This is a genomic window from Methylobacterium adhaesivum (assembly GCF_022179065.1).
GTDB classification, from domain to species: Bacteria; Pseudomonadota; Alphaproteobacteria; order Rhizobiales; family Beijerinckiaceae; genus Methylobacterium; species Methylobacterium adhaesivum.
The window spans coordinates 148,265-169,536 of the sequence record NZ_BPQD01000001.1 but is presented as its reverse complement, the minus strand read 5'-3'; the positions used below and the strand labels follow the sequence as shown (position 1 = coordinate 169,536).

The 21,272-nt window shown below is 67.1% G+C and carries 20 protein-coding genes; 7 read left to right on the top strand and 13 right to left on the bottom strand.

Going from position 1 to position 21,272, the window contains the following annotated elements:
* Positions 1-5: 5 nt before the first annotated feature.
* Complete coding sequence (locus tag MFF01_RS00770; RefSeq protein ID WP_238221208.1) at positions 6-827, bottom strand: hypothetical protein; 822 nt, start codon at positions 825-827, stop codon at positions 6-8.
* 370 nt (positions 828-1,197) lie between these two features.
* Between MFF01_RS00770 and MFF01_RS00765 the strand changes: the two genes are divergently transcribed.
* Positions 1,198-2,127: a lipid kinase gene (locus MFF01_RS00765; protein WP_238221207.1), complete on the top strand. Its 930-nt coding sequence runs from the start codon at positions 1,198-1,200 to the stop codon at positions 2,125-2,127.
* 23 nt (positions 2,128-2,150) lie between these two features.
* Positions 2,151-2,897, top strand: coding sequence for a TerC family protein (locus tag MFF01_RS00760; protein ID WP_238221206.1), 747 nt, complete (start codon positions 2,151-2,153; stop codon positions 2,895-2,897).
* An 84-nt stretch (positions 2,898-2,981) separates the two neighbouring features.
* Here the strand turns inward: MFF01_RS00760 and MFF01_RS00755 are convergent, their stop codons facing one another.
* From MFF01_RS00755 to MFF01_RS00735, 5 genes are all read right to left on the bottom strand, one after another.
* The gene (locus MFF01_RS00755; RefSeq protein ID WP_238221205.1) at positions 2,982-3,824 is read right to left on the bottom strand and encodes an acid phosphatase; all 843 of its coding nucleotides are present in this window, start codon (positions 3,822-3,824) and stop codon (positions 2,982-2,984) included.
* A gap of 149 nt (positions 3,825-3,973) precedes the next feature.
* Complete coding sequence (locus MFF01_RS00750; RefSeq protein ID WP_238221204.1) at positions 3,974-4,849, bottom strand: alpha/beta fold hydrolase; 876 nt, start codon at positions 4,847-4,849, stop codon at positions 3,974-3,976.
* A 72-nt stretch (positions 4,850-4,921) separates the two neighbouring features.
* Positions 4,922-5,764 (bottom strand): 2,3,4,5-tetrahydropyridine-2,6-dicarboxylate N-succinyltransferase, encoded by an 843-nt coding sequence (gene dapD, locus MFF01_RS00745; protein WP_238221203.1) that lies wholly within the window; start codon positions 5,762-5,764, stop codon positions 4,922-4,924.
* Positions 5,765-5,798: 34 nt separating this feature from the next.
* Positions 5,799-6,320, bottom strand: coding sequence for a Crp/Fnr family transcriptional regulator (locus MFF01_RS00740; protein WP_238221202.1), 522 nt, complete (start codon positions 6,318-6,320; stop codon positions 5,799-5,801).
* A gap of 60 nt (positions 6,321-6,380) precedes the next feature.
* A complete protein-coding gene (locus MFF01_RS00735) occupies positions 6,381-7,067 on the bottom strand; it encodes a response regulator transcription factor (protein ID WP_238221607.1) in 687 nt (228 codons plus the stop codon).
* A gap of 288 nt (positions 7,068-7,355) precedes the next feature.
* Here MFF01_RS00735 and MFF01_RS00730 point away from each other — a divergent pair, with 288 nt between their 5' ends.
* The gene (locus MFF01_RS00730) at positions 7,356-7,889 is read left to right on the top strand and encodes a L,D-transpeptidase family protein (RefSeq protein ID WP_238221201.1); all 534 of its coding nucleotides are present in this window, start codon (positions 7,356-7,358) and stop codon (positions 7,887-7,889) included.
* A gap of 176 nt (positions 7,890-8,065) precedes the next feature.
* Positions 8,066-8,494 carry a MarR family winged helix-turn-helix transcriptional regulator gene (locus MFF01_RS00725; RefSeq protein ID WP_238221200.1) on the top strand — a complete coding sequence of 143 codons (429 nt, stop codon included), beginning with the start codon at positions 8,066-8,068 and terminating at the stop codon, positions 8,492-8,494.
* 8 nt (positions 8,495-8,502) lie between these two features.
* Here MFF01_RS00725 and MFF01_RS00720 read toward each other — a convergent pair whose 3' ends face one another.
* On the bottom strand, positions 8,503-9,216 hold the full coding sequence (locus MFF01_RS00720) for a YggS family pyridoxal phosphate-dependent enzyme (RefSeq protein WP_238221199.1): 714 nt from the start codon (positions 9,214-9,216) through the stop codon (positions 8,503-8,505).
* Positions 9,217-9,400: 184 nt separating this feature from the next.
* Between MFF01_RS00720 and leuS the strand changes: the two genes are divergently transcribed.
* The 3 genes from leuS to holA all read left to right on the top strand — a co-directional run bounded on the left by leuS (position 9,401) and on the right by holA (position 13,810).
* Entirely contained in the window at positions 9,401-12,019 is a 2,619-nt protein-coding gene (gene leuS, locus MFF01_RS00715; RefSeq protein ID WP_238221198.1) for a leucine--tRNA ligase, read from the top strand.
* 188 nt (positions 12,020-12,207) lie between these two features.
* Positions 12,208-12,768 carry an LPS assembly lipoprotein LptE gene (gene lptE, locus MFF01_RS00710; RefSeq protein WP_373319576.1) on the top strand — a complete coding sequence of 187 codons (561 nt, stop codon included), beginning with the start codon at positions 12,208-12,210 and terminating at the stop codon, positions 12,766-12,768.
* Positions 12,769-12,781: 13 nt separating this feature from the next.
* On the top strand, positions 12,782-13,810 hold the full coding sequence (gene holA / locus MFF01_RS00705; RefSeq protein WP_238221197.1) for a DNA polymerase III subunit delta: 1,029 nt from the start codon (positions 12,782-12,784) through the stop codon (positions 13,808-13,810).
* Between the two features lie 81 nt (positions 13,811-13,891).
* On the opposite strand, the gene MFF01_RS00700 is transcribed toward holA, so the two are convergent.
* The 6 genes from MFF01_RS00700 to rho all read right to left on the bottom strand — a co-directional run bounded on the left by MFF01_RS00700 (position 13,892) and on the right by rho (position 21,208).
* Entirely contained in the window at positions 13,892-14,791 is a 900-nt protein-coding gene (locus MFF01_RS00700) for a ParB/RepB/Spo0J family partition protein (protein WP_238221598.1), read from the bottom strand.
* A gap of 39 nt (positions 14,792-14,830) precedes the next feature.
* A complete protein-coding gene (locus MFF01_RS00695; protein ID WP_238221196.1) occupies positions 14,831-15,679 on the bottom strand; it encodes a ParA family protein in 849 nt (282 codons plus the stop codon).
* Positions 15,676-16,314 (bottom strand): 16S rRNA (guanine(527)-N(7))-methyltransferase RsmG, encoded by a 639-nt coding sequence (rsmG, locus tag MFF01_RS00690; protein ID WP_238221596.1) that lies wholly within the window; start codon positions 16,312-16,314, stop codon positions 15,676-15,678. Before rsmG ends, MFF01_RS00695 begins: the two co-directional genes overlap by 4 nt.
* The gene (mnmG, locus tag MFF01_RS00685) at positions 16,304-18,187 is read right to left on the bottom strand and encodes a tRNA uridine-5-carboxymethylaminomethyl(34) synthesis enzyme MnmG (protein ID WP_238221195.1); all 1,884 of its coding nucleotides are present in this window, start codon (positions 18,185-18,187) and stop codon (positions 16,304-16,306) included. The genes rsmG and mnmG overlap by 11 nt, the downstream gene beginning before the upstream one ends.
* Before the next feature lie 74 nt (positions 18,188-18,261).
* Positions 18,262-19,581 (bottom strand): tRNA uridine-5-carboxymethylaminomethyl(34) synthesis GTPase MnmE, encoded by a 1,320-nt coding sequence (gene mnmE, locus MFF01_RS00680; protein ID WP_238221194.1) that lies wholly within the window; start codon positions 19,579-19,581, stop codon positions 18,262-18,264.
* A 283-nt stretch (positions 19,582-19,864) separates the two neighbouring features.
* On the bottom strand, positions 19,865-21,208 hold the full coding sequence (gene rho / locus MFF01_RS00675) for a transcription termination factor Rho (RefSeq protein ID WP_238221193.1): 1,344 nt from the start codon (positions 21,206-21,208) through the stop codon (positions 19,865-19,867).
* Between the last annotated feature and the right edge of the window lie 64 nt (positions 21,209-21,272).

Sequence of the window (21,272 nt, the reverse complement as noted above, 5' to 3'; positions counted from 1 at the left end):
GGCGTTCAGGCCCCGCGCGTGCGTCCCGCTATAGCGCCGAGCGGCCCAGGACCATAGCGGCGCAGCACGCGGCTGGTCTCCGACACGATGACCGGCCGGCTACCGGACAGGTCCACGGTGAGGACGAGTTCCGACACGCCCTGAGCCCGTGTGCCCCGCGCCGGGTTCTCGGCGCGGTAATCGAAGGTGGTGCGGACGACGCAGGTCGCTGTGGCGGCGTTGCAGGCGGTATGGGTGGCGCCGCCCTGCGGCTCATAGTGCCGCACCGGCCAGCGATCGGCGAAGCGGCGCTTTTCCGCCATCACCGCCGCCAACGACAGGGTTCGGCCGTGGAACCGCACCGTCTCGCCGTAGAAGCGCGGGGCTCCCGTCACGATGCCGAGCCCCGGTGCGGAAACGCTGTCGAGGTAGTTGTCGGTGAGACGCGTTGCTGCGGCGGCCCATTCGGGAAAGCGGTCGGCCGAGGCCATGGGCGTCACCGGCGTGGCGGGAACGCGCGCGAGGCTGCGGGGCTCGGCCTCGACGGAGGGGCGCTGCCGGACCATCGAACGAGCCTCGCGCCGCGCGGCGGCCGAGGCGCGGCGCTCTGCCCGCCGTGCCGACCGGCGCGGTGTGTCGGTGCGAGCCGCCGGGCTCTCGATGGCGCTTTCGGGCTGACCCTTGGATTCGGGGGCTGTTTCGGCCTTCGCGGCGCCTTTGGGCTCCGATTTGGCCGGGGGATCGACCCAGCCGGGGCCGGATTGCGCCATGGCCGGTGCGGCCATCCAAAGGGCGCCGATCAGCGCGGCGGAGCAGACGGAGCAGGAGCCGTGGCGCATGGCATTCATCACCGGGGTCGCGACCAATACGGAAAGGTTCTGGGAGTGATCGGTCGACGAAGCATGAACGTTTCGTGGGCACGCTCGGTTTCGCATCATTCCCACAGGGGGGACCGTGCCGCGTCCTGTTGTCGGGCCGCGTGGCTTGACGGTCACAACTGCGGGTGCGTCCCCGGTTTCATCAGGCTTCCGGCCTTGCCATCCCCGCCAGGCAACCCACCTTGACCGGACTGGGTCCGGGCCCCTCTGGCGGTCGAGGCGTTGACCGTGATGTCGGACCCCTTCTCTGCCTTTGCGCTCACGCGGCGCGAACGCATCGGAGGGTCCAAGACCTCATGCCGATCCGATTGCACGTCCGCCCCGTCCTGGAACGCACCGCATGAGCGCCGGTCGCCAAGCCCGGCGGGCGCTTCTCCTCGTCAATCCCAATGCCCGCAACGGCGGCTTCTCCCTCGATGCCGTGCGCGATACCCTGCGCCAGGGCGGCATCGAACCGTTCGAGCCGAAGGGGGATCCCGATTGCACGGCCGTCATCAAACGGCATGCCGAGGGAAGCGACCTCGTGATCCTTGGAGGGGGCGACGGCACCCTGAACGCGGCGGCCCCCGCCCTCGTGGAGACCGGCCTGCCCCTGGGGATCCTGCCCCTCGGCACCGCCAACGACCTCGCCCGCTCCCTCGGCCTGCCGTCCGACCCCGTGGCCGCCGCCAGTCTCATCGCCACGGAAGAGGCGCGACCCGTCGATCTCGGCTGCGTCAACGGGCATTACTACTTCAACGTCGCCAGCATCGGCTTCTCGGCGGAACTCGCCGGGGATCTCACGGCCGAATCGAAGAAGAAATGGGGCACCGTCGGCTACGGCATCGCCGCCATGCGGGTCCTTCGCCGGGTGCGGCCGTTCACGGTCTACCTCGAACACGACGGTCAGACCGAGACGATCACCACCATCCAGGTCTCCGTCGGCAACGGCCGCCACTACGGCGGCGGCATGACCGTGGAGGAGACCGCCACCGTCGACGACGGCAAGCTCGATTTCTACAGCCTGGAGGTGAAGCACTGGTGGCGGCTGCTGGCCCTGCTGCCGGCCCTGCGGCGGGGCACGCAAGGCAAGGCCGCCGACGTGCGTGCCTTCCACACCACCGAGATCGTGGTGAAGACGAAGAAGCCCCGACCGGTGAACACGGACGGCGAGCTCTCCACCTACACGCCGGCCCACTTCAAGGTCTGTCCCAAGGCCGTGCGCATCTTCGCCCCGGAAGCGTCGCAACGCCCCGGTGTTGCACGCCCCACCTTCACCCTCCCCTTCTGAGACGCTTCGAGACCGGACTCCCCGTGGACAGCATTCTTCCTCTCCTAAGCGATCCCACCGCCTGGGCGGCGCTCGCCACCCTCATCGTCATGGAGGTGGTGCTCGGCATCGACAACCTGATCTTCATCTCGATCCTGACCAACAAGCTGCCACCCGAGCAGCAGACCAAGGCCCGGCGCATCGGCATCGGCCTCGCCCTGATCCTGCGTCTGGGCCTCCTCGGCACCGTCGCCTACATCGTCGCCCTGACGCAGCCGGTGTTCGAGGTGTTCGGCAAGGCCTTCTCCTGGCGCGATCTCATCCTCATCGGCGGCGGCTTGTTCCTGCTGTGGAAGGCCACCAAGGAGATCCACCACACCATGGAGCCGAACGAGCAGGAGAGCGGGACGGGTGCCGTCACCCTCGGGTTCGCCGCCGCCATCGGCCAGATCCTGGTGCTCGATCTCGTGTTCTCCATCGACAGCATCATCACCGCCGTCGGCATGACCGAGCATGTGCCGATCATGGTCGTGGCCGTCGTCGTCGCCGTCACGGTGATGCTGCTCGCCGCCGATCCGCTCTCGCGTTTCATCGCCGCCAACCCGACGGTGGTGATGCTGGCCCTCGGCTTCCTCATCATGATCGGCATGACGCTGATCGCGGAAGGGTTCGGGGCGCATGTCTCGAAGGGCTACATCTACACCGCCATGGCGTTCTCGGCCGGCGTCGAGGGCCTGAACATGCTGGCCCGGCGTCGCCGGACGAAGCGGACGGCGCCCGTCCGGAGGTGAGGCGGATCCCGTCCGTCATATGAACACGAAAAAGGCCCGCCGGAGCGATCCGGCGGGCCTTTTCGTGACGATCGGGGTGGTGCCCTACAGGATCGGTGCGCGCCCCACGGCCTCGCGGGCACAGATCGCCTGATCCGGGGCCGTGCCGCCGCCGGCGACGAGCTTCGTCACCTCCACCCGTGCCCGTTCCAGATCGGCGCGGAAGCCGCCGTCTCCCTGAAGGGCGGCGAAGACGATGCTGCCCGTCATGCTGCCGGCCTGGATATCGCTCATCCAGTGCAGGCCGCACACGACGCGGCTCTCGCCGTACGAGCGCGCCCGCACGAAGAAGTCCGTCGCCTTCTCCGGGATGATCGCGGCCATGATCGCGGCGTAGGTCCAGGCCTGCGTGGCGTGGCTCGACGGGAAGCTGAAGGCGTTGCCGATCTCGGCCGAACGGACGACGCAGATCTCCGCGTCGTTGCCGACGAAGGGGCGGATGCGCCGGTAATGCTCCTTCGGGCCCCGTGTCGCGCGGGCGATATCGAGGCGGGAACGCTCGAGCAGGGTCATCAGGGCGGGCGCACGGGTCTGGTCGATGCGCTGACCGATGACGCAGGCGAAATCGTCGAGGATCGCCGAAGCGCCGTCGGCGACGTCCGTTGTCGCCAGATCCCAGCGCGGGCTGCCCTTGAGGGAGCGGGTCGCAGCGAAGGCCGCCTTGTCGGCCGTTTCCGCCGCCGATTGTCCGCGCGGGGGCGGCGGCAGGATCGCCACGGTGTCGGGCGCCACTGCCTCCGACAGGTAGGGCTGACGCGCCACCTTCGCCGGGGTCACCGGGGTGGTCGCGACGGAGGGGGCCGACGTCGCGGGTTTCGGGAAGGCTTCCTCGGCCCAGGCCGGGGTGAGCCCGGCGAGCAGTGCGAAGGCGAGGGGCAAGCGGGCCATCGGCATCTCTCAATCCGGTGCGCAACGGGAGGCGAAGAAGAAGCAAGCCCGACGCTATAGAGTTCCCGTGCAACGGTCCCATGGCGGCGGGTGCAATTTTATCCACATCCCCACCTGAACGGCGTCCGACTGCCGGTTCTCGATGGTCGTCAGCCGGCCCGGATCGCCGCCGCCACCTCACCGGGATATTCCTCGTGCGGACTGAGGGCGCCGGGAATCGAGGCGCGGCCCACGTAGCCGGTGGCGATGAGGGCGTCCATCTCGGCGCCCGAACGACGGGGCGCGCGCTCCGGGCGCAGGACGAGGATCGACGGCAAGGCATCGTCCGTGAAGAGCTCGAGAAAGTCCTTCCGGGTCTCGCAGGGGTCGAGGCCACCGGTGACGAAGGCGGCGGTGCCGAACCGGCCTCCGGGATGACGGGTGATGGCATGCTTGTCGGCGATGACCCCCGGCGTGACGTGGGCCGGATCGGCATAGACATGGGCGCGCATCATGCGGCCGATCACCGGCGGACTGATGTTGAGCCGGTACAGGGCTTCCCCCAGGACCGGCGCTTCGACGGCACGGCGGATCCCCGCGATGAGACCGCGCCGCTCCGGGCCCATCATCGTCGGCAGGGGACCGCGCCAGGTCGGCGCCACGAGGACGAGGCGACCGAACAGGCTGGGATGGCGCCGGGCGGCGGCCACGAGGTAGGCCGCCGCGTGCCCAGCGGCGACGCCCAGGGCATAGGGGCCGCGTTCCACCGCCAGCAGGGCGTCGAGGAAGGCGTGCATCGTGTCGGGGTTGAGGGGGATCCGAGGCCGGCTCCGGTCTCCGAAGCCCGGCCAGTCCGGCACATGACAGCGGAAATCGTGGCCGAGATCCCGGGCCAGGGGCCGCATCTCGACCCGGGCCGAGATCGACGACAGGGCCGGAAGCAGGAGGGCGTCGGGGCCGTTGCCGATCACGTCGCAGGGGGTCGGCATCGGCCGCCCGGCGACGATGAGGGGCAGGCTACGGGCGGAACAGGCCGGCTCGATCATCGCGTATTCTCGACGGGACCATCGTCGGGGCAGGGAATCTTTCCGCCGCCCCGACCGGTGACACGGGCGGCGTCAGGTGCGGAGCAGCTCGTTGATGGCGGTCTTCGAGCGGGTGCCGGCATCGACGCGCTTGACGATGACGGCGCAGTAGAGGCCCGGCCCCGGCGTGCCGTCCGGCAGATCCTTGCCGGGCGTGGTGCCCGAGACGACGACGGAATAGGGCGGCACGCGACCGTACATGACCTCGCCCGTCGAGCGGTCGATGATCTTGGTGGAGGCTCCGATATAGACGCCCATGGAGAGCACGCTGCCCTCGCCGACGATGACGCCCTCGGCGACCTCGGCGCGGGCGCCGATGAAACAGTTGTCTTCGATGATCACCGGGTTGGCCTGCAAGGGCTCCAGCACGCCGGCGATGCCGGCTCCGCCGGAGATGTGGCAGTTCTTCCCCACCTGCGCACAGGAGCCGATGGTGACCCAGGTGTCCACCATGGTGCCCTCGCCCACATGGGCGCCGAGGTTGATGAAGGAGGGCATCAGCACCGCGCCCGGCGCGATGTAGGAGCCGCGCCGCACGACGCAGCCGGGCACTGCCCGGAAGCCAGCCTCGCGAAAATGCTTCTTCTTCCAGCCCTCGAACTTGGACGGGACCTTGTCCCACCACGTCGCCCCCTCGGGGCCGCCATGGATGATTTCCATGTCGTTGAGGCGGAAGGACAGCAGAACGGCCTTCTTGAGCCACTGGTTGACCTGCCAATCGTCCCCCACTTTCTCGGCGACACGGGCCTTGCCGGAATCGAGGAGATCGAGGGCATGCTCGACGGCGTCGCGCACGGCACCCTTGGTGCCGGTGTCGATGCCGGCGCGCTCCTCCCAGGCGGTCTCGATGGTGGTGGCGAGGTCGGCGTGGGACATGGCGGCTTTCCGGGCTGGGACGACGGACCCGTGCTTACAAAAGCCCGCCTGCGCTGTCACCTTGAACGACCGACTCCGTTTCCGGCACGGACCGGGTTCTGGGGGCCGCGGCCTCCAGGCGCGTGCGCACGCCGTCGAGGTCGCGCGCGAGGCCCGTCAGGTCGTTCGCGAGTTCGTCGTGGATCGCCTGGGCCGCCTTGGGAAATTCCGCCAGCACCCGCCGCAGGACGAGGGGCGGGATGCGCAGCACCTCCGCCGCCGTCACCGCATGGGCGTCCGTCGGCCGTTCGCCGGGCAGGATCAGGGCGAGGCGACCGATGACGGTCGAGGGGCCGACCGTCACCGTCTCGCCACCGGCCACGCGTGGCGCGAGGGCGAGGGTGCCCGACAGCACGACGAAGCCGCCATTCGAGGCGTCCCCCCGCGCGAACAACTGCTCGCCCGGAGCCAGACTGCGCCGCTCGGCCGCGAAGGAGAGGAGGCGCAGGACATCCTGGCCGAGGAATCCGAAGAGAGGCGTACGAAGCAGGATCGCGATGTCGTCGTCGAGCCTCACCCGTCCCGCCCTCTCGCGTCCCCGGTGCGAGCGTAGCGCAAGCTCGGCTGTCGCGATACGCTACGGCAGCAACTTGTAGCCGCCGCCCTCTGTCACGAGAATCGTCGCGAGAGCGGGGTTCGGTTCGATCTTCTGGCGCAGGCGATAGATGTGCGTCTCGAGGGTATGGGTGGTCACCTGGGCGTTGTATCCCCAAACTTCGGCGAGCAGCGTGTCCCGGCCCACCACGGCGCATCCGGCGCGGTAGAGGAAGCGCAGGATCGCCGTCTCCTTCTCCGTGAGCTTCAGTTTTGATCCGCGTTCGTCCACGAGAAGTTTCGCGCCGGGGCGGAACGTGTAGGGCCCGATCTGGAAGACCGCGTCCTCGCTGGCCTCGTGGCTGCGCAGGTGCGCCCGGATGCGCGCGAGGAGGACGGCGAACTTGAACGGCTTGGTCACGTAGTCGTTGGCGCCGGCTTCCAGCCCCTCGACGGTGTCGTCCTCCGAGTCCTGGCCCGTCAGCATAATGACCGGTCCGCGATACCCGTTGCGACGCATGGTGCGCACGGCTTCGCGACCGTCCATGTCCGGCAGCCCGACATCCATGACCGCCAGGTCGATCCGGTCTTCGTTCACGCAAGCGATGGCGCCGCCGCCGTCACCGATGCCGACCACTCGGAACTCTTCGTAGAGATCGAGCTGCTCCGCCAAGGTTTCTCGCAACGAAGCATCATCGTCGCAGATGAGCAGGCGATGGGTATTGGGCATCGACCAGAGGACTTTCGCGCAGGAACCGAGATCACGCCTCTCGCGTGTTCCGCGGTTGGAGAAGAGGATCGAGGTATTCAAAATAACGAACACCTCAGGCAGAGAGGATCGGGTTAAGTCGATCCTCGAAAAGCGAATTCTTTGAGAAAGGAGGGCATGCCATCCATAGTATGTTGGAAAACGGCTGACGCCTGCTTAAAATTTCAATTCTGCTGTGCGGTGGAACACGAGGCGCCCTGGGAACCCGACCAGTGGTATCCGGCTCCATCTCGGGCGATAAGGCGCCCCATGAAACGAACGACGCTTTCGCGGCTGCGGGTCCGGACCCTCGTGACCGACCGCACCCGGGGACAGGTTCTGGCCGGTTCCACTGTCATGCCCTGCGCTCTCGGTCGCGCCGGGATGGTTCAGCGTAAGTGCGAGGGCGACGGTGGGTCGCCCCGGGGCAGTTTCCGGCTGCGGGGAGGCGCCTATCGTCCGGATGTCTTCGCGGTCCGGCCTCCCACCGCCCTGCCCATGCGCCCGACGCGGCCGAGTGACGGCTGGTGCGACGCGTCGGGTGACCGGCGCTACAACCGGCCCGTCACACTGCCCTGTGCGGTCAGCACGGAGCGGATGTGGCGCGATGACGGCCTCTACGATCTGGTGATCGACCTCGACTACAACCGTGGACCGATCCGCCCTCGCCTCGGGTCGGCGATCTTCTTCCACTGCGCCCGCCCGGGTTACACCCCGACGGAGGGGTGCGTGGCGCTCAAGCGCGCGGATCTCGCCAGGCTCCTGCGTCGGCTCGGGCCGCAGACCCTGATGCGGATCGGGTAGCGTCGTTGCACAGCTTTTAATTGCATATGGCGTCAAAGAGGGGGAAGAGGCCGGCGAGGCCATGGATCACTCGAGTTTCGGGAGGAGATGTCCGTCGTGTCGCTCTTGAATAGGGGTGTATGCGCGCTTTATTCAAGGGTCATGTGCTGCGCTCACGCGATGATCCGGAGAGGGCCGTGATCACGAAGCCCATGCCCGCCACCGTTTGTACCTGCCTCGCCGTTCGGCAAGGCGCGCGGCAACTGACGCAATTCTATGACAGGCATCTTGCGCCGGTGGGTCTGCGGGCGACCCAGTACCCAATCCTGGCCCGCCTCCATCGCGATGGACCGATGTCGATCAACGCCCTCGCGGCTTGTCTCGTGGTGGATCGCACGACCCTCGGGCGCGCGCTTCGGCCCCTCGAACGGGACGGGCTCGTAGCGATGGCCGCCGGCCGGGATGCCCGCACCCGGCAACTCTCGCTCACGCCGGCCGGCGCCGAACGCTTCGCCGTCGCGTTGCCCCTGTGGCAGGGGGCGCAGGCGGCGTTCGAGCGCGGCTATGGAACCGCCGAAGCCTTGGCCCTGCGCGCCGCCATGGCCCGGGTCGTAGAAACAATCTGACGGTTCTCCTACGGAGCCCGGGACGGTCTGGCGCCGAAGATGGCGGTACCGACGCGGACATGGGTGGCACCCATCTGGATCGCAGCCGGATAATCCGCGCTCATCCCCATGGACAGGATCGGCAGGTTGTGGCGCGCCGCGATATCGGCGAGCAGCGCGAAATGCGCCGAGGGCGGATCCTCCGCTGGCGGAATGCACATGAGGCCGTTGATCGCGAGCCCATGGGTGTCGCGACACTCGGAGAGCAGTGTGTCGACCTGAGCCGGCACGACGCCTCCCTTCTGCGGTTCGTCGCCGGTGTTGACCTGGATCAGGAGCTTCGGGGTCCGCCCGGTCCGGTCGATCTCCTTGGCGAGGGCCGCGGCCAGAGATAGCCGGTCCAGGCCGTGGATCACGTCGAACAGCTCCACGGCCTCGCGGGCTTTGTTCGATTGAAGCGGACCAACGAGGTGCAATTCCACGTCCGGGAAGCGTTCCCGCAGGGCCGGCCACTTCGCCTTCGATTCCTGAACGTAGTTCTCGCCGAACACCCGATGCCCTGCTTCCAGGGCCGGCAGGATGCCGTCGGCGGCGATGCGTTTCGAGACGGCCACGAGGGCGATCTCGGCCGGATCGCGCTCCGAATCCTCGGCCGCCTGGCGGATCCTGTCCCGCACGGCCGTGAGGCCGGCGACGACGTCGGCGGGGTTCGGGTGGGCATACTCGAGATGAGCGTCTGCCATGGGGGTCGGTCTCGCAAAGGGGAAAGGGCTGTCCGTCCCGACTACCACTCCGAACGCGCGCCGCAAGGCACGGCTTCCACGCGGGCGTTCGTGTTGACCGGGGAACGCCGCGTGGTAGTCCGGCGGCCAACCCCTTCCGGGCGTGCCCTCCGCCGCCCGCTCCTCACTTGGACAGCGCCCCGGTATGACCTCCCCTGACACCTCCGCCCCGGCCCGCCCCGTCGCCCCCGAGCGCTACAACGCCAAGGAGACCGAGCCACGCTGGCAGCAGGCCTGGGAGGCGGCCGGGATCTACGCCACCAAGAACGACGACACCCGACCGAAATACTACGTGCTGGAGATGTTCCCCTACCCGTCGGGACGCATCCACATGGGGCACGTGCGCAACTATGCCATGGGCGATGTCGTGGCTCGCTACAAGCGCGCACGCGGTTTCAACGTGCTGCATCCCATGGGCTGGGACGCCTTCGGTCTGCCGGCCGAGAACGCCGCCATGGAACGCAAGGTCAACCCGCGCGACTGGACCTATGCCAACATCGCCACCATGCGCGGCCAGCTCCAATCCATGGGGCTGTCGCTGGACTGGAGCCGCGAGATCGCGACCTGCGATCCAGACTACTACAAGCACCAGCAGCGCATGTTCCTCGATTTCCTCGAGAAGGGCCTCGTCACCCGCCGCACCGCCAAGGTGAACTGGGACCCCGTGGACCACACGGTGCTGGCCAACGAGCAGGTGATCGATGGGCGCGGCTGGCGCTCCGGCGCCCTGGTGGAGCAGCGCGAGCTGACTCAATGGTTCTTCAAGATCACCGACTTCGCCCAGGACCTCTACGACGCCCTCGATGGCTTGGAGCGGTGGCCCGAGAAGGTGCGGGTCATGCAGAAGAACTGGATCGGCCGCTCCGAGGGGCTGGAGGTCCGCTTCGTCGTGGAGGCCCCTCCCCCCGGCATCGCGCCCGATGTGAAGGTCTACACCACCCGGCCCGACACCCTGTTCGGGGCGAAGTTCCTCGCCATCGCGGCCGATCACCCGATTGCCGCGAGCCTCGCGTCATCGCGTCCCGGTTTGCAGAGCTTCATCGAGGAGTGCCGCCGCACGGGCACCGCGCAGGCCGCCATCGATACGGCCGAAAAACTCGGGTTCGACACGGGCCTCAAGGTTCGTCACCCCCTCGATCCGTCCTGGCTGCTGCCCGTCTACGTCGCGAACTTCGTGCTCATGGATTACGGCACGGGTGCGGTGTTCGGCTGCCCTGCCCACGACCAGCGCGATCTCGATTTCGCCAACAAGTACGGTCTCGGAAATACGCCCGTGGTCTGCCCCGAAACAGAGGATGCGGCGACTTTCGTCATCACCGACACGGCCTATGACGGCGACGGGCGGATGATCAATTCGCGCTTCCTCGACGACATGACGCCGGCCGAGGCGTTCGACGCGGTGGCGAATCGCCTCGAGGCCGAGGTGCTCGCCGGGACTCCGGTGGCATCGCGAAAGGTGCAGTTCCGGCTGCGCGACTGGGGCGTCTCGCGCCAGCGCTACTGGGGCTGCCCGATCCCGATCATTCACTGCGACGCCTGCGGCCCCGTAGCCGTGCCCGTCGCCGACCTGCCGGTGAAGCTGCCGGACGAGGTTTCGTTCGACGTGCCCGGCAATCCGCTGGAGTGCGACCACGCCTGGCGCAACGTCCCCTGCCCCACCTGCGGTGCGCCCGCCCGGCGCGAGACCGACACCATGGACACGTTCGTGGATTCGTCCTGGTACTACGCGCGCTTCACCGCGCCGTGGCTGCAGGATGCGCCCACGGATCGGAAGGCCGTGGATCAGTGGCTCGCGGTCGACCAGTATATCGGCGGCATCGAGCACGCGATCCTGCACCTGCTCTACGCACGCTTCTTCATGCGGGCGATGCAGGTCACTGGGTGGTCGGGTGTTTCCGAGCCTTTCGACGGCCTGTTCACGCAGGGGATGGTGGTCCACGAGACCTATAAGGATGCGGCCGGCGCCTGGGTTCAGCCGGCGGACATCCGGATCACGGCCGAGGCTGGAGAGCGACAGGCGTTCCACGTGAAAACCGATGCGCCGATCACCATCGGTGCCATCGAGAAGATGTCGAAATCAAAGAAGAACGTCGTCGATCCAGACGACATCATCGCGAGCTACGGCGCAGATACGGCCCGCTGGTTCATGCTCTCGGACTCGCCGCCCGAGCGCGACGTGATCTGGACCGAGGACGGCGTCCAGGGTGCCGCCCGCTTCGTGCAGCGTGTCTGGCGCCTCGTCTCCCTCGCGGCCGCCACCACGGGTGGTGCGAGCGCCAACGATGCCGGCCTGCGCAAGGCCGCGCACAAGGCCCTGGCCTCCGTCGAGGAGGATGTGGAGCGCCTGCGCTTTAATCGCTGCGTGGCGCACATCTATACCCTCGCCAACGCCCTCGACGAGGCCCTGCGCGGCGGTGTCGAGGCGGGCGTGGCGCGGGAGGCCGCCGGTATTCTCACCCTGCTCGTGGCGCCGATGATGCCGCATCTCGCCGAGGAATGCTGGCAGGCACTGGGCCGTGAAGGGCTCGCCGCGCAGGCCGCGTGGCCGGTGGCGGACCGCAGCCTTCTCGTCGAGGATTCCATCACCCTCCCCGTCCAGCTCAACGGAAAGAAACGGGCGGACGTGACCGTGCCGCGCGAGGCCGACAAGGTCGAGGTCGAGCGCCTGACCCTGGCGGACGAGGCCGTGCAGAAGGCCCTCGAAGGGCGTGCGCCCAAGAAGGTGATCGTGGTCCCGGGCCGGATCGTGAACCTCGTCGTCTAGAATGGAGAACGTGCCGGAGACGAAACGTAAACTCTGGTGCATTTAAGGTGACGGCGGGCCCGGGTTCGCCGTACAAAGCGGGCCTGAACGTGCCCAATGACGCTCCCGTTCGGTGCCTCGTTCTTCTCACGGGAACGATGGCATCACGGGCGTCTCGGAGAAGGGCACCGAGCATTCGGAACCGCGGAATGATGCGTTTGGCAATCGGGACGGAGCGCAACGGCCTCGCACGCCGGGCGGTACGCGTGGCACTCGTCTGCGCCCTTGCCCTCGATCTGTCGGCGTGCTTCCGACCCCTCTACGGCCCCACCGCCTCAGGCGAGCCCATGGCCGCTCTCCTGGCCTCGGTGGAGGTCGACGATATCAGGATGGCTCAAGGTCAGGAGCGCATCGGGCATTACCTGCGCAGCGAACTGATCTTCGATCTCGACGGCTCGGGGCAGCCCTCGACCAAACGCTATCGCCTCAAGATGCAGGGCAGTGAGACGGTGCAGACCCCCATCGTGTCGTCCCAGACCGGACGCGCCGAGGCGGGCACCATCATCGCCAACGTGAAGTACTCCCTGGAGAACCTCGACGGCACCAAGATCATCAGCGAGGGCGTCGCCACCTCGACGGCGACCTACGATCGTTCGGTTCAGCGTTTCGCCTCCCTGCGGGCCGCGCGTGATGCTGAGATCCGCCTCGCCAAGGTGCTGGCCGAGCAGATCAAGACCCGCATCGCCTCCGTTCTGGTGACGAAGCCCTGATGGGCCATCGCCCATGACCGCCGTCAAGCCAGGCGACGTCGAGGCGCTGATCCGGCGTGGGCCCGATCCCCGCATCGCCGTGTTGCTTCTCTACGGCCCGGACACCGGCCTCGTATTCGAGCGCGCAAAGCGCCTCGCCGAAGCCTTCGTGTCCGATCCGAGCGACCCCTTCGCCATGGTGAAGATCGATGGGGACACCCTGGCCCAGGATGCCGGCCGCCTCGCCGACGAGGCCGGCACCGTCGGGCTGTTCGGGGGCAACCGCACGATCTGGGTCCGGGCGGGCAGCCGCAACTACGCGCCCGCCGTGGACGCCGCCCTGAAGGCGGAGATCACCCAGGCCCGCATCGTCGTGGAGGCCGGGGATCTGGCCAAATCCGCGCCCCTGCGCACCCTGTGCGAGAAGTCGCCCAAGGCCCTGGCGATCCCGTGCTATCCGGACGATGAACGCACCCTCGCCGACCTCATCGAGCGCACGCTCAAGGAGAACGGCCTCGGCATCGCCCGCGAAGCCCGCGACGTGTTGGCCGCGAGCCTTGGGGGAGATCGCGGCGCCAGCCTGTCGGAGATCGAGAAGCTCGCCCTTTACGCGCGCGGACAGGACACGGTCAGTCTCGACGATGTCGAGGCCGTGACGAGCGATGTCGCCGCCAGCGTGCTTAACACCCTCATCGACGCGGCTTTCTCGGGTCGCAGTGCCGACGTCGAACGCGATTACCGACGCTTCCGCCACGAGGGCATGGATCCTTCGGTGATGCTCGGCTCAGCCTTGCGCCATGCCCTGACGCTCCTGAGCACCCGCCTGGCCGGGGAGGGGCAGAGCGCCAGCATGATGGTCGGCAATTGGCGAGGCCTGCATTTCCGCCGAAAGGCCACGGTTGAGACACAGCTCGCCCGTTGGTCGCCCCCTGCCCTTCGACACGCGATCCAGCTGCTTCAGGAGGCCATCCTGGCTTGCCGCCGCTCGTCGCACGAGCTCAGCCACGCCAATGCGTCGAGCACGCTGCTGCGCATTGCTTCGGAGGCGGCCCGGCGCCGGTGATCTCTTCTATACGGCGCCCCCATTTCGGGCGCCGTATAGACGGGATGAGGAGCAGCCGCCTCTGCCGGGCGGCCGGCTCGATCAGGTCTGCGGGGCGACCTGCAGCAAGCGGCAGAGTCCATCCAGTTCCTCGGCCGTCTCGTACCGGATCCGAATCTCGCCGGTCCCGGCGGACTTCGTCTTCAGCGAGACGGGAACACCGAGGGCGCGGCCCATTGCCTGTTCGAGGGACCGCAGGGTCGCGTCCTTCTCGGCTCCACGCCGGGGACGGCCGGGGCGCGGCGCGTCACCGTCCGGCACCTCGGCGGAGGCGAGGGCCTCGACCTCGCGCACGGACAGCCCCTCCTCGACGATGCGGCGCGCCACACCCTCGGGGTCCTTCACGGCCAACAACGCGCGGGCATGGCCCGCCGTGATCTCACCGGCGACCACCCGATCCTGGATCGACGGGGAAAGCTGGAGCAGGCGCAGGGTGTTGGCGAGATGGCTGCGGCTCTTACCGATGATCTCGGCCAACTCGCTCTGGTTGTACTGGAACTCGCTCATCAGCCGCTCGTAGCCGGCGGCCTCCTCAATGGCGTTGAGGTCCGTCCGTTGGACGTTCTCGAGGATCGCGAATTCGAGGGAGGTGCGATCGTCGATCTCGACGGTCACCACCGGGACTTCCGTCAATCCGGCGCGCTGGGCCGCCCGCCAGCGACGCTCGCCGGCGACGATCTCGTAGGTGTCCGGAACGCCCGTCAGGGCCCGCACCACGATGGGTTGGATGATGCCCCGCACCTTGATGGACGCGGCCAGTTCCTCGAGATCGGTCTCGCTGAAGCGCCGGCGCGGATTGCGCGGGTTCGGCCTCAGGAATTCCACCGCGACCTTCCGCTGAGGCGCCTGAGCCTTGTTCGCATCGCCGCCGTCGTCGCCGAAATCACCGATCAGGGCCGCGAGACCGCGTCCCAGCCGGGGCCGCACCACATCATCCGCCATTGCCACCCGCTCGACTCCGCTACGCGTCTGATTCGTTTCTTAGGCCGCGACGGGCAAACGCCCCTCGCGCTGGATGATCTCGGAGGCGAGGCGCAGATACGCTTGGCTCCCGGCGCATTTCAAGTCGTAGAGCAGGACCGGCTTGCCGTGCGAGGGAGCCTCCGACACGCGCACGTTGCGCGGAATCATGGTCTCGTAGACCTTGTCGCCCATGAAGCTGCGCACATCGGCCTCGACCTGGGCCGAGAGGTTGTTGCGCGGATCGAACATTGTGAGCACGATGCCCTGGATCGTCAGGCGGGTGTTGAGGGCGCCCCGAACTTGCTCGACGGTCCGCAGGAGCTGGCTCAGGCCTTCCAGGGCGAAGAACTCGCATTGCAGGGGGACCAGCACCGCATCGGCTGCCGCGAGGGCGTTGATCGTCAGCAGGTTGAGGGAGGGCGGACAGTCGATGAGAACGTAGGTCACGCCACGCGTGGCGTCGTCGTGGCCGACGCTCTTCAGGACGTTGCGCAGGCGGTGCGCCCGATCCTGGGCGGTCGCCATCTCCATCTCCAGGCCCAACAGATCCATGGTGGACGGTGCAACCATGAGGCGGGGTACGGCGGTGGCGACACAGGCGGCACCGAGTTCGGCCTCACCCGCGAGCACGTGATAGGTCGACACCCGGCGATGCCGGCGATCGATGCCGAGGCCCGTCGAGGCATTGCCTTGTGGATCGAGATCGATCACCAGGACCGACTCGCCGATGGCCGCGAGGGCTGTCCCGAGGTTGATGGCCGTGGTGGTCTTGCCGACCCCACCCTTCTGATTGGCGAGGGCGAGAATGCGCAGGGGGCGGTCCGACGTGCCGCCGGCCGAAGAGTCGTCAGAAGGAGCGCTCGTCATGAATCCACGCGGGAAAGGGCCGTGACGCGGACGATCCGCGCGTCAGAATCGGTACGGCTCGGCAGAAGGTCGTAAACGAATTTCCACCGTTGCGCCGCCTCGGTCAATTCGGATTGCACGTCACGCCCCTTGGGAAAAAGCGCGACGGTTCCGGTTTTCAACAGCGGCTCGACCCAGGCGAGGAGCTGGGTGAGGGGGGCGAGGGCCCGAGCGCAGACGATCTCGGTGCCGGTTCGGGTCGCGATAATATCCTCGATCCGAGCGTTGTGAACGGTAGCCGGCGCCTCCGTTAAACGGGCTGTTTCGATGAGGAACGCGCATTTGCGGGCGTTACTCTCGACGAGATTGACCTGAAATCCCGGACGCTCACGCCCGGCGATGGCGAGGAGGAGACCGGGAATTCCAGCGCCCGAACCAAGGTCGAGCCACCGGATGGCTTCGGGAGCCATCGCCATTAACTGGAGTGCGTCGGCAACGTGCCGGGTCCAGACTTCGTTCAAGGTCGCCGGCCCCACGAGGTTCTTCACTGTTTGCCAGCGGCGCAGCTGCGCCACGAAGATATCGAGCCGCTCAGCTGTTTCACGTGAAACAGAGTTGGCGGTGAGGACGCTCGCGCGCCCAGCGTCAGCTGGCATGGCCGAGCCCCGATCGATCACCGCGCCGCGCATGGGCGGCCAGGAGGGTCAAGGCGGCGGGCGTCACGCCTTCGATCCGGGCGGCTTGGCCGAGTGTCAACGGTCGCACGATTTCCAGCTTCGTCCGCATCTCATTCGAGAGGCCGGGGATCGCGCCGTAATCGAGGCGGACAGGGAGAGCGACCGCCTCGTCGCGTCGGAAGGCCGCGATATCGGCCTGCTGCCGGTCGAGGTAAACCGCGTATGTCGCATCCGTTTCGAGACGGTCCCTAACCCGGTCCGGGATCTCGGCGAGGTCCGGCCAGACGGCGACAAGGTGGGACCAGTCGATGTTCGGGTAGGACAGGAGTTGAAAAGCCGAGCGTCGAATGCCGTCGCGGTTCAGCGGGATGCCGTGGGCGGCAGCCCCATCGGGTGTCAGGCTCAGAGAATCGAGGCGCGCCCGCGCGGTCTTCAGGCTTGCTTGCGACTCGGCGAAATGATCCGTCCGTTGTGATCCGATGCAGCCCAGGGCGATGCCACGCGGCGTCAGACGCTCGTCGGCATTGTCCACCCGGAGGGACAGCCGATACTCGGAGCGCGACGTGAACATGCGGTAAGGCTCGCTCACCCCGTGGGTGACCAGATCGTCGATCATCACGCCGAGGTAGGATTCGGCACGGTCGAACACCGCCAGGGCGGTATTGCCGGCGAGCCGGGCTGCGTTGAGACCGGCGACGAGGCCCTGGCCGGCCGCCTCTTCGTAGCCGGTGGTGCCGTTGATCTGGCCTGCCAGGAACAGGCCTCGCAGGCGCCGGGTCTGGAGTGTCGCGTCGAGCTCGCGCGGGTCGACGTAATCATACTCAATCGCGTAGCCCGGCCGCACGATGGCGGCATGCTCCAGGCCCGGGATCAGGGCGATCACCGCGCGTTGGACTGCCTCCGGCAGGGCCGTGGAAATCCCGTTGGGATACACTGTGGGGTCGTCCAATCCCTCGGGTTCGAGAAAGATCTGGTGACCCTCGCGGTCACCGAACCGGACCACCTTGTCCTCGATGGAGGGGCAATAGCGCGGCCCGCGACTGGCGATGCCGCCGGAATACATCGGCGAGCGATGGAGGTTGGCACGGATCACATCGTGTACAGCCTGCGTGGTCCGCGTGATGCCACATTGAATCTGGGGCGTGGTGATCCGATCCGTCAGGGTCGAGAACGGCACCGGGTCCGCGTCGGCCGACTGCATTTCGAGGCCGGACCAATCGATGGTGCGGCCGTCGAGGCGCGCTGGAGTCCCGGTTTTCAGGCGGCCGAGCCCAAAGCCATAGCGGTCGAGGGTCTCAGCGAGACCGACGGAAGGCGCCTCACCGACGCGGCCGGCCGGAGTTTGGATTTCTCCGATATGGATCAGGCCGCGCAGGAAGGTGCCCGTGGTGAGCACGACGGCGGCGCAGGGTAGGGTGCGCCCATCGGCGAGCACGACGCCGGTGACACGGGTTTGGTCGGTGAGGAGATCGGCGACCTCGCCCTCGAGGACATCCAGATTCTGGGTTTCCGCCACCGCCGCTTGCACGGCTCGCGCGTAGAGCTTGCGGTCAGCTTGCGTGCGTGGTCCGCGTACGGCCGGTCCCTTGCGGCGATTAAGGAGGCGGAACTGAATGCCGCCCGCATCGGCGGCACGGCCCATGATGCCGTCAAGGGCATCGATCTCGCGCACGAGATGGCCCTTACCAAGGCCTCCGATGGCAGGGTTGCAGGACATGGCGCCGATGGTCGCCGCCTGATGCGTCACCAGGGCCGTTCGGGCGCCGAAACGTGCCGCCGCAGCGGCCGCTTCAGTGCCCGCGTGACCGCCGCCGACGACGATCACATCATAGGACTGTGCGTGTGATTGCATGGATGGGGAGTACGCGGACCGGCGCCGAAGCGTCAACAATTCTCGCGGATTTTCACGTGAAACCGGTAGCCTGTTTATTTTCCGATACAGAAGCCGGAGAACAACCGATCGAGGATATCCTCGACGCCGACATGCCCCGCGACTTCGCCGAGGGCTCGAACGGCCAGCCGAAGATCCTCCGCTGCCAATTCCGGCAGTGCCGTCCCTTCGAGCAGGCGATCGAGGTGGTCCCGGCACCGCGTCAGTCCTTCCCGATGCCGCTCCCGTGTGATGAGGGCATTGTCGCCCCCCACTGCATCGGCCGCTCGACGGGCAATGGCATCGAGCAGCGTATCGAGACCCGCGCCCGTAATCGCCGAAACCGCGAGGATTGCGCTCGAGGGGGAGGGCGGGGACAAGTCCGCCTTGGTCCGAATATGCAGGGTGGCGGGGGAGGGGGCCGGGTGGGTCTCCTCAACGGCGGACGTATCGCCCTGATCGAGGAGCAGCACGAGGTCAGCCTGGGCGATACGCGCCCGCGTGCGCCGGATCCCTTCCATCTCAATGGGATCCTGTGTGTCGCGTAAGCCCGCCGTATCGATAAGAAGAACGGGCAGGCCACCAAGATCGCATCGCACTTCAATGATGTCACGGGTGGTGCCGGCGATCGGCGACACAATAGCGGCGTCGCGCCGGCTCAAAGCATTCAAGAGGGTCGATTTGCCCGCATTGGGAGGCCCGGCCAGCACAACGGTGAAACCCTCACGCAGGCGTTCACCGCAGCGCCCATCGTCCAGAACCTTTGCGATGGCATCACGCAGCGCCCGCGCCTTATCGTACAGAGCGTTGTCTAGGGCATCGTCATCGACATCGCCTTCGTCGGAGAAATCGAGGGCGGCCTCGACGCCGGCTAGAAGATCGATGATCCGGTCGCGCCATTCAGAGACCTGACGCCCAAGGGCGCCGTCGAGCTGGCGTAGGGCCTGGCGCCGCTGTGCCTCGGTCTCCGCGTCGATGAGATCGGCGATGCCTTCGGCTTCCGTCAGGTCGAGACGACCGTTGAGAAAAGCGCGGCGCGTGAACTCGCCGACCTTGGCCGGCTCGCATCCAGGACAGGCAGCAAGCGCCCGTAGAACGGCGGCACGGACGGCGAGGCCACCATGCAGGTGGAGTTCAACCATATCCTCGCCCGTGAAGGTACCGGGGCCGGGCATCCACACGACGAGGGCTTGATCGAGCACGTCCTGCGATGGGTCACGTAGGCTTCGCAGCACGAGTCGGCGGGGAGGCGGGAGGGGGCCTGTCGTGAGGCGGATCAGGCTCTCACCCGACGCGGAGCCGCTGATCCGGATGACTGCAATGGCCGATCGGCCGTAACTGCTGGCGGGCGCGAAGATGGTGCTTGGATGATCCATCGGCAGGCGTGTGCGAAATGAGCGAATTGCCAGCGAAGGCACAAATCATGAGCCGGCAAGATTTTTAGTTTTTTCCGGAAAATATCGCGTCCCGACCCTTCGATGCTGGTTCGCGCAACTTGGTTTTCGGTCCGCAGGAAGGGCTTCGCAGGTCAGAGCGATGCGATCGTTCAGGCAGTTTCCCCGTTCACCCTGATCTGTTCCATCAGGGGAACGAGGCGCATCGTGAGCGTGACGAAAAATCCTGTGCCCGGGAGCCCAAACGGCTCCCGGCACCCGGGCTTCAGGTGTTCATGGAGTCGAAGAAGTCGTTGTTGCTCTTGGTCTGGCGCAGCTTGTCCATAAGGAACTCGATGGCGTCGGTGACGCCCATCGGGTTGAGGATGCGGCGCAGCACGTAGGTCTTCTTGAGGGAGTCCGGTGGGACCAGCAGTTCTTCCTTGCGGGTGCCCGAACGGGTGATGTCGATGGCCGGGAAGATGCGCTTGTCGGAGACCTTGCGGTCGAGAATGATTTCCGAGTTGCCCGTGCCCTTGAACTCCTCGAAGATCACCTCGTCCATGCGCGAGCCTGTGTCGATGAGCGCCGTCGCGATGATCGAGAGCGAGCCGCCCTCCTCGATATTGCGCGCCGCGCCGAAGAAGCGTTTGGGGCGCTGCAGGGCGTTGGCATCGACGCCGCCCGTGAGCACCTTGCCGGATGACGGCACCACGGTGTTGTAGGCGCGGCCCAGACGCGTGATCGAATCGAGCAGGATGACAACGTCGCGGCCGTGCTCGACGAGGCGCTTGGCCTTCTCGATCACCATTTCGGCAACCTGGACGTGGCGGGTCGCCGGCTCGTCGAAGGTGGAGGCGATGACTTCGCCCTTCACCGAGCGGATCATGTCGGTCACTTCCTCGGGGCGCTCGTCGATGAGCAGCACGATGAGGTAGCATTCCGGGTGATTGATGGTGATCGACTGGGCGATGTTCTGCATCAGCACGGTCTTGCCCGTGCGCGGCGGCGCCACGATGAGGGCGCGCTGGCCCTTGCCGATGGGGGCGACGATATCGATGATCCGGGGCGAAAAGTCCTTCTTCGGCGGATTGTCGAGTTCGAGCTTGAAGCGCTGGGTCGGGAACAGCGGCGTTAGGTTGTCGAAGTGAACCTTGTGCTTGATCTTCTCCGGGCTCTCGAAGTTGATCGTGTTCACCTTCAGCAGGGCGAAGTAGCGCTCGCCATCCTTCGGACCCCGGATCGGCCCCTCCACCGTGTCGCCCGTGCGCAGGCCGAAACGGCGGATCTGGGTCGGCGAGATGTAGATGTCGTCGGGGCCGGGCAGGTAGTTCGAGTCGGACGACCGCAGGAAGCCGAAACCGTCCTGCAGCACTTCCACTGTGCCGGCCCCGATGATCTCGACGTCCTTGGCAGCGAGCTGCTTCAGGATCGCGAACATCAACTCCTGCTTGCGCATGGTGGAGGCGTTCTCGACCTCGACCTCTTCGGCGAAAGCGATGAGATCGGTCGGCGTCTTGGACTTCAGATCCTGGAGCTTGACCTCGCGCTTGCCGTCGAGATCGGCGGCGGCGAGGCCACCCTCGGCCGGTGCATCCACGGGTTCAAGGGCGTCGTATGAGGCTGTCATGGGAATTCTAAACCGCGGCAAAAACGGATGAGGGGCAGAGGTCGTCTGGGATGGATTCGCCGGG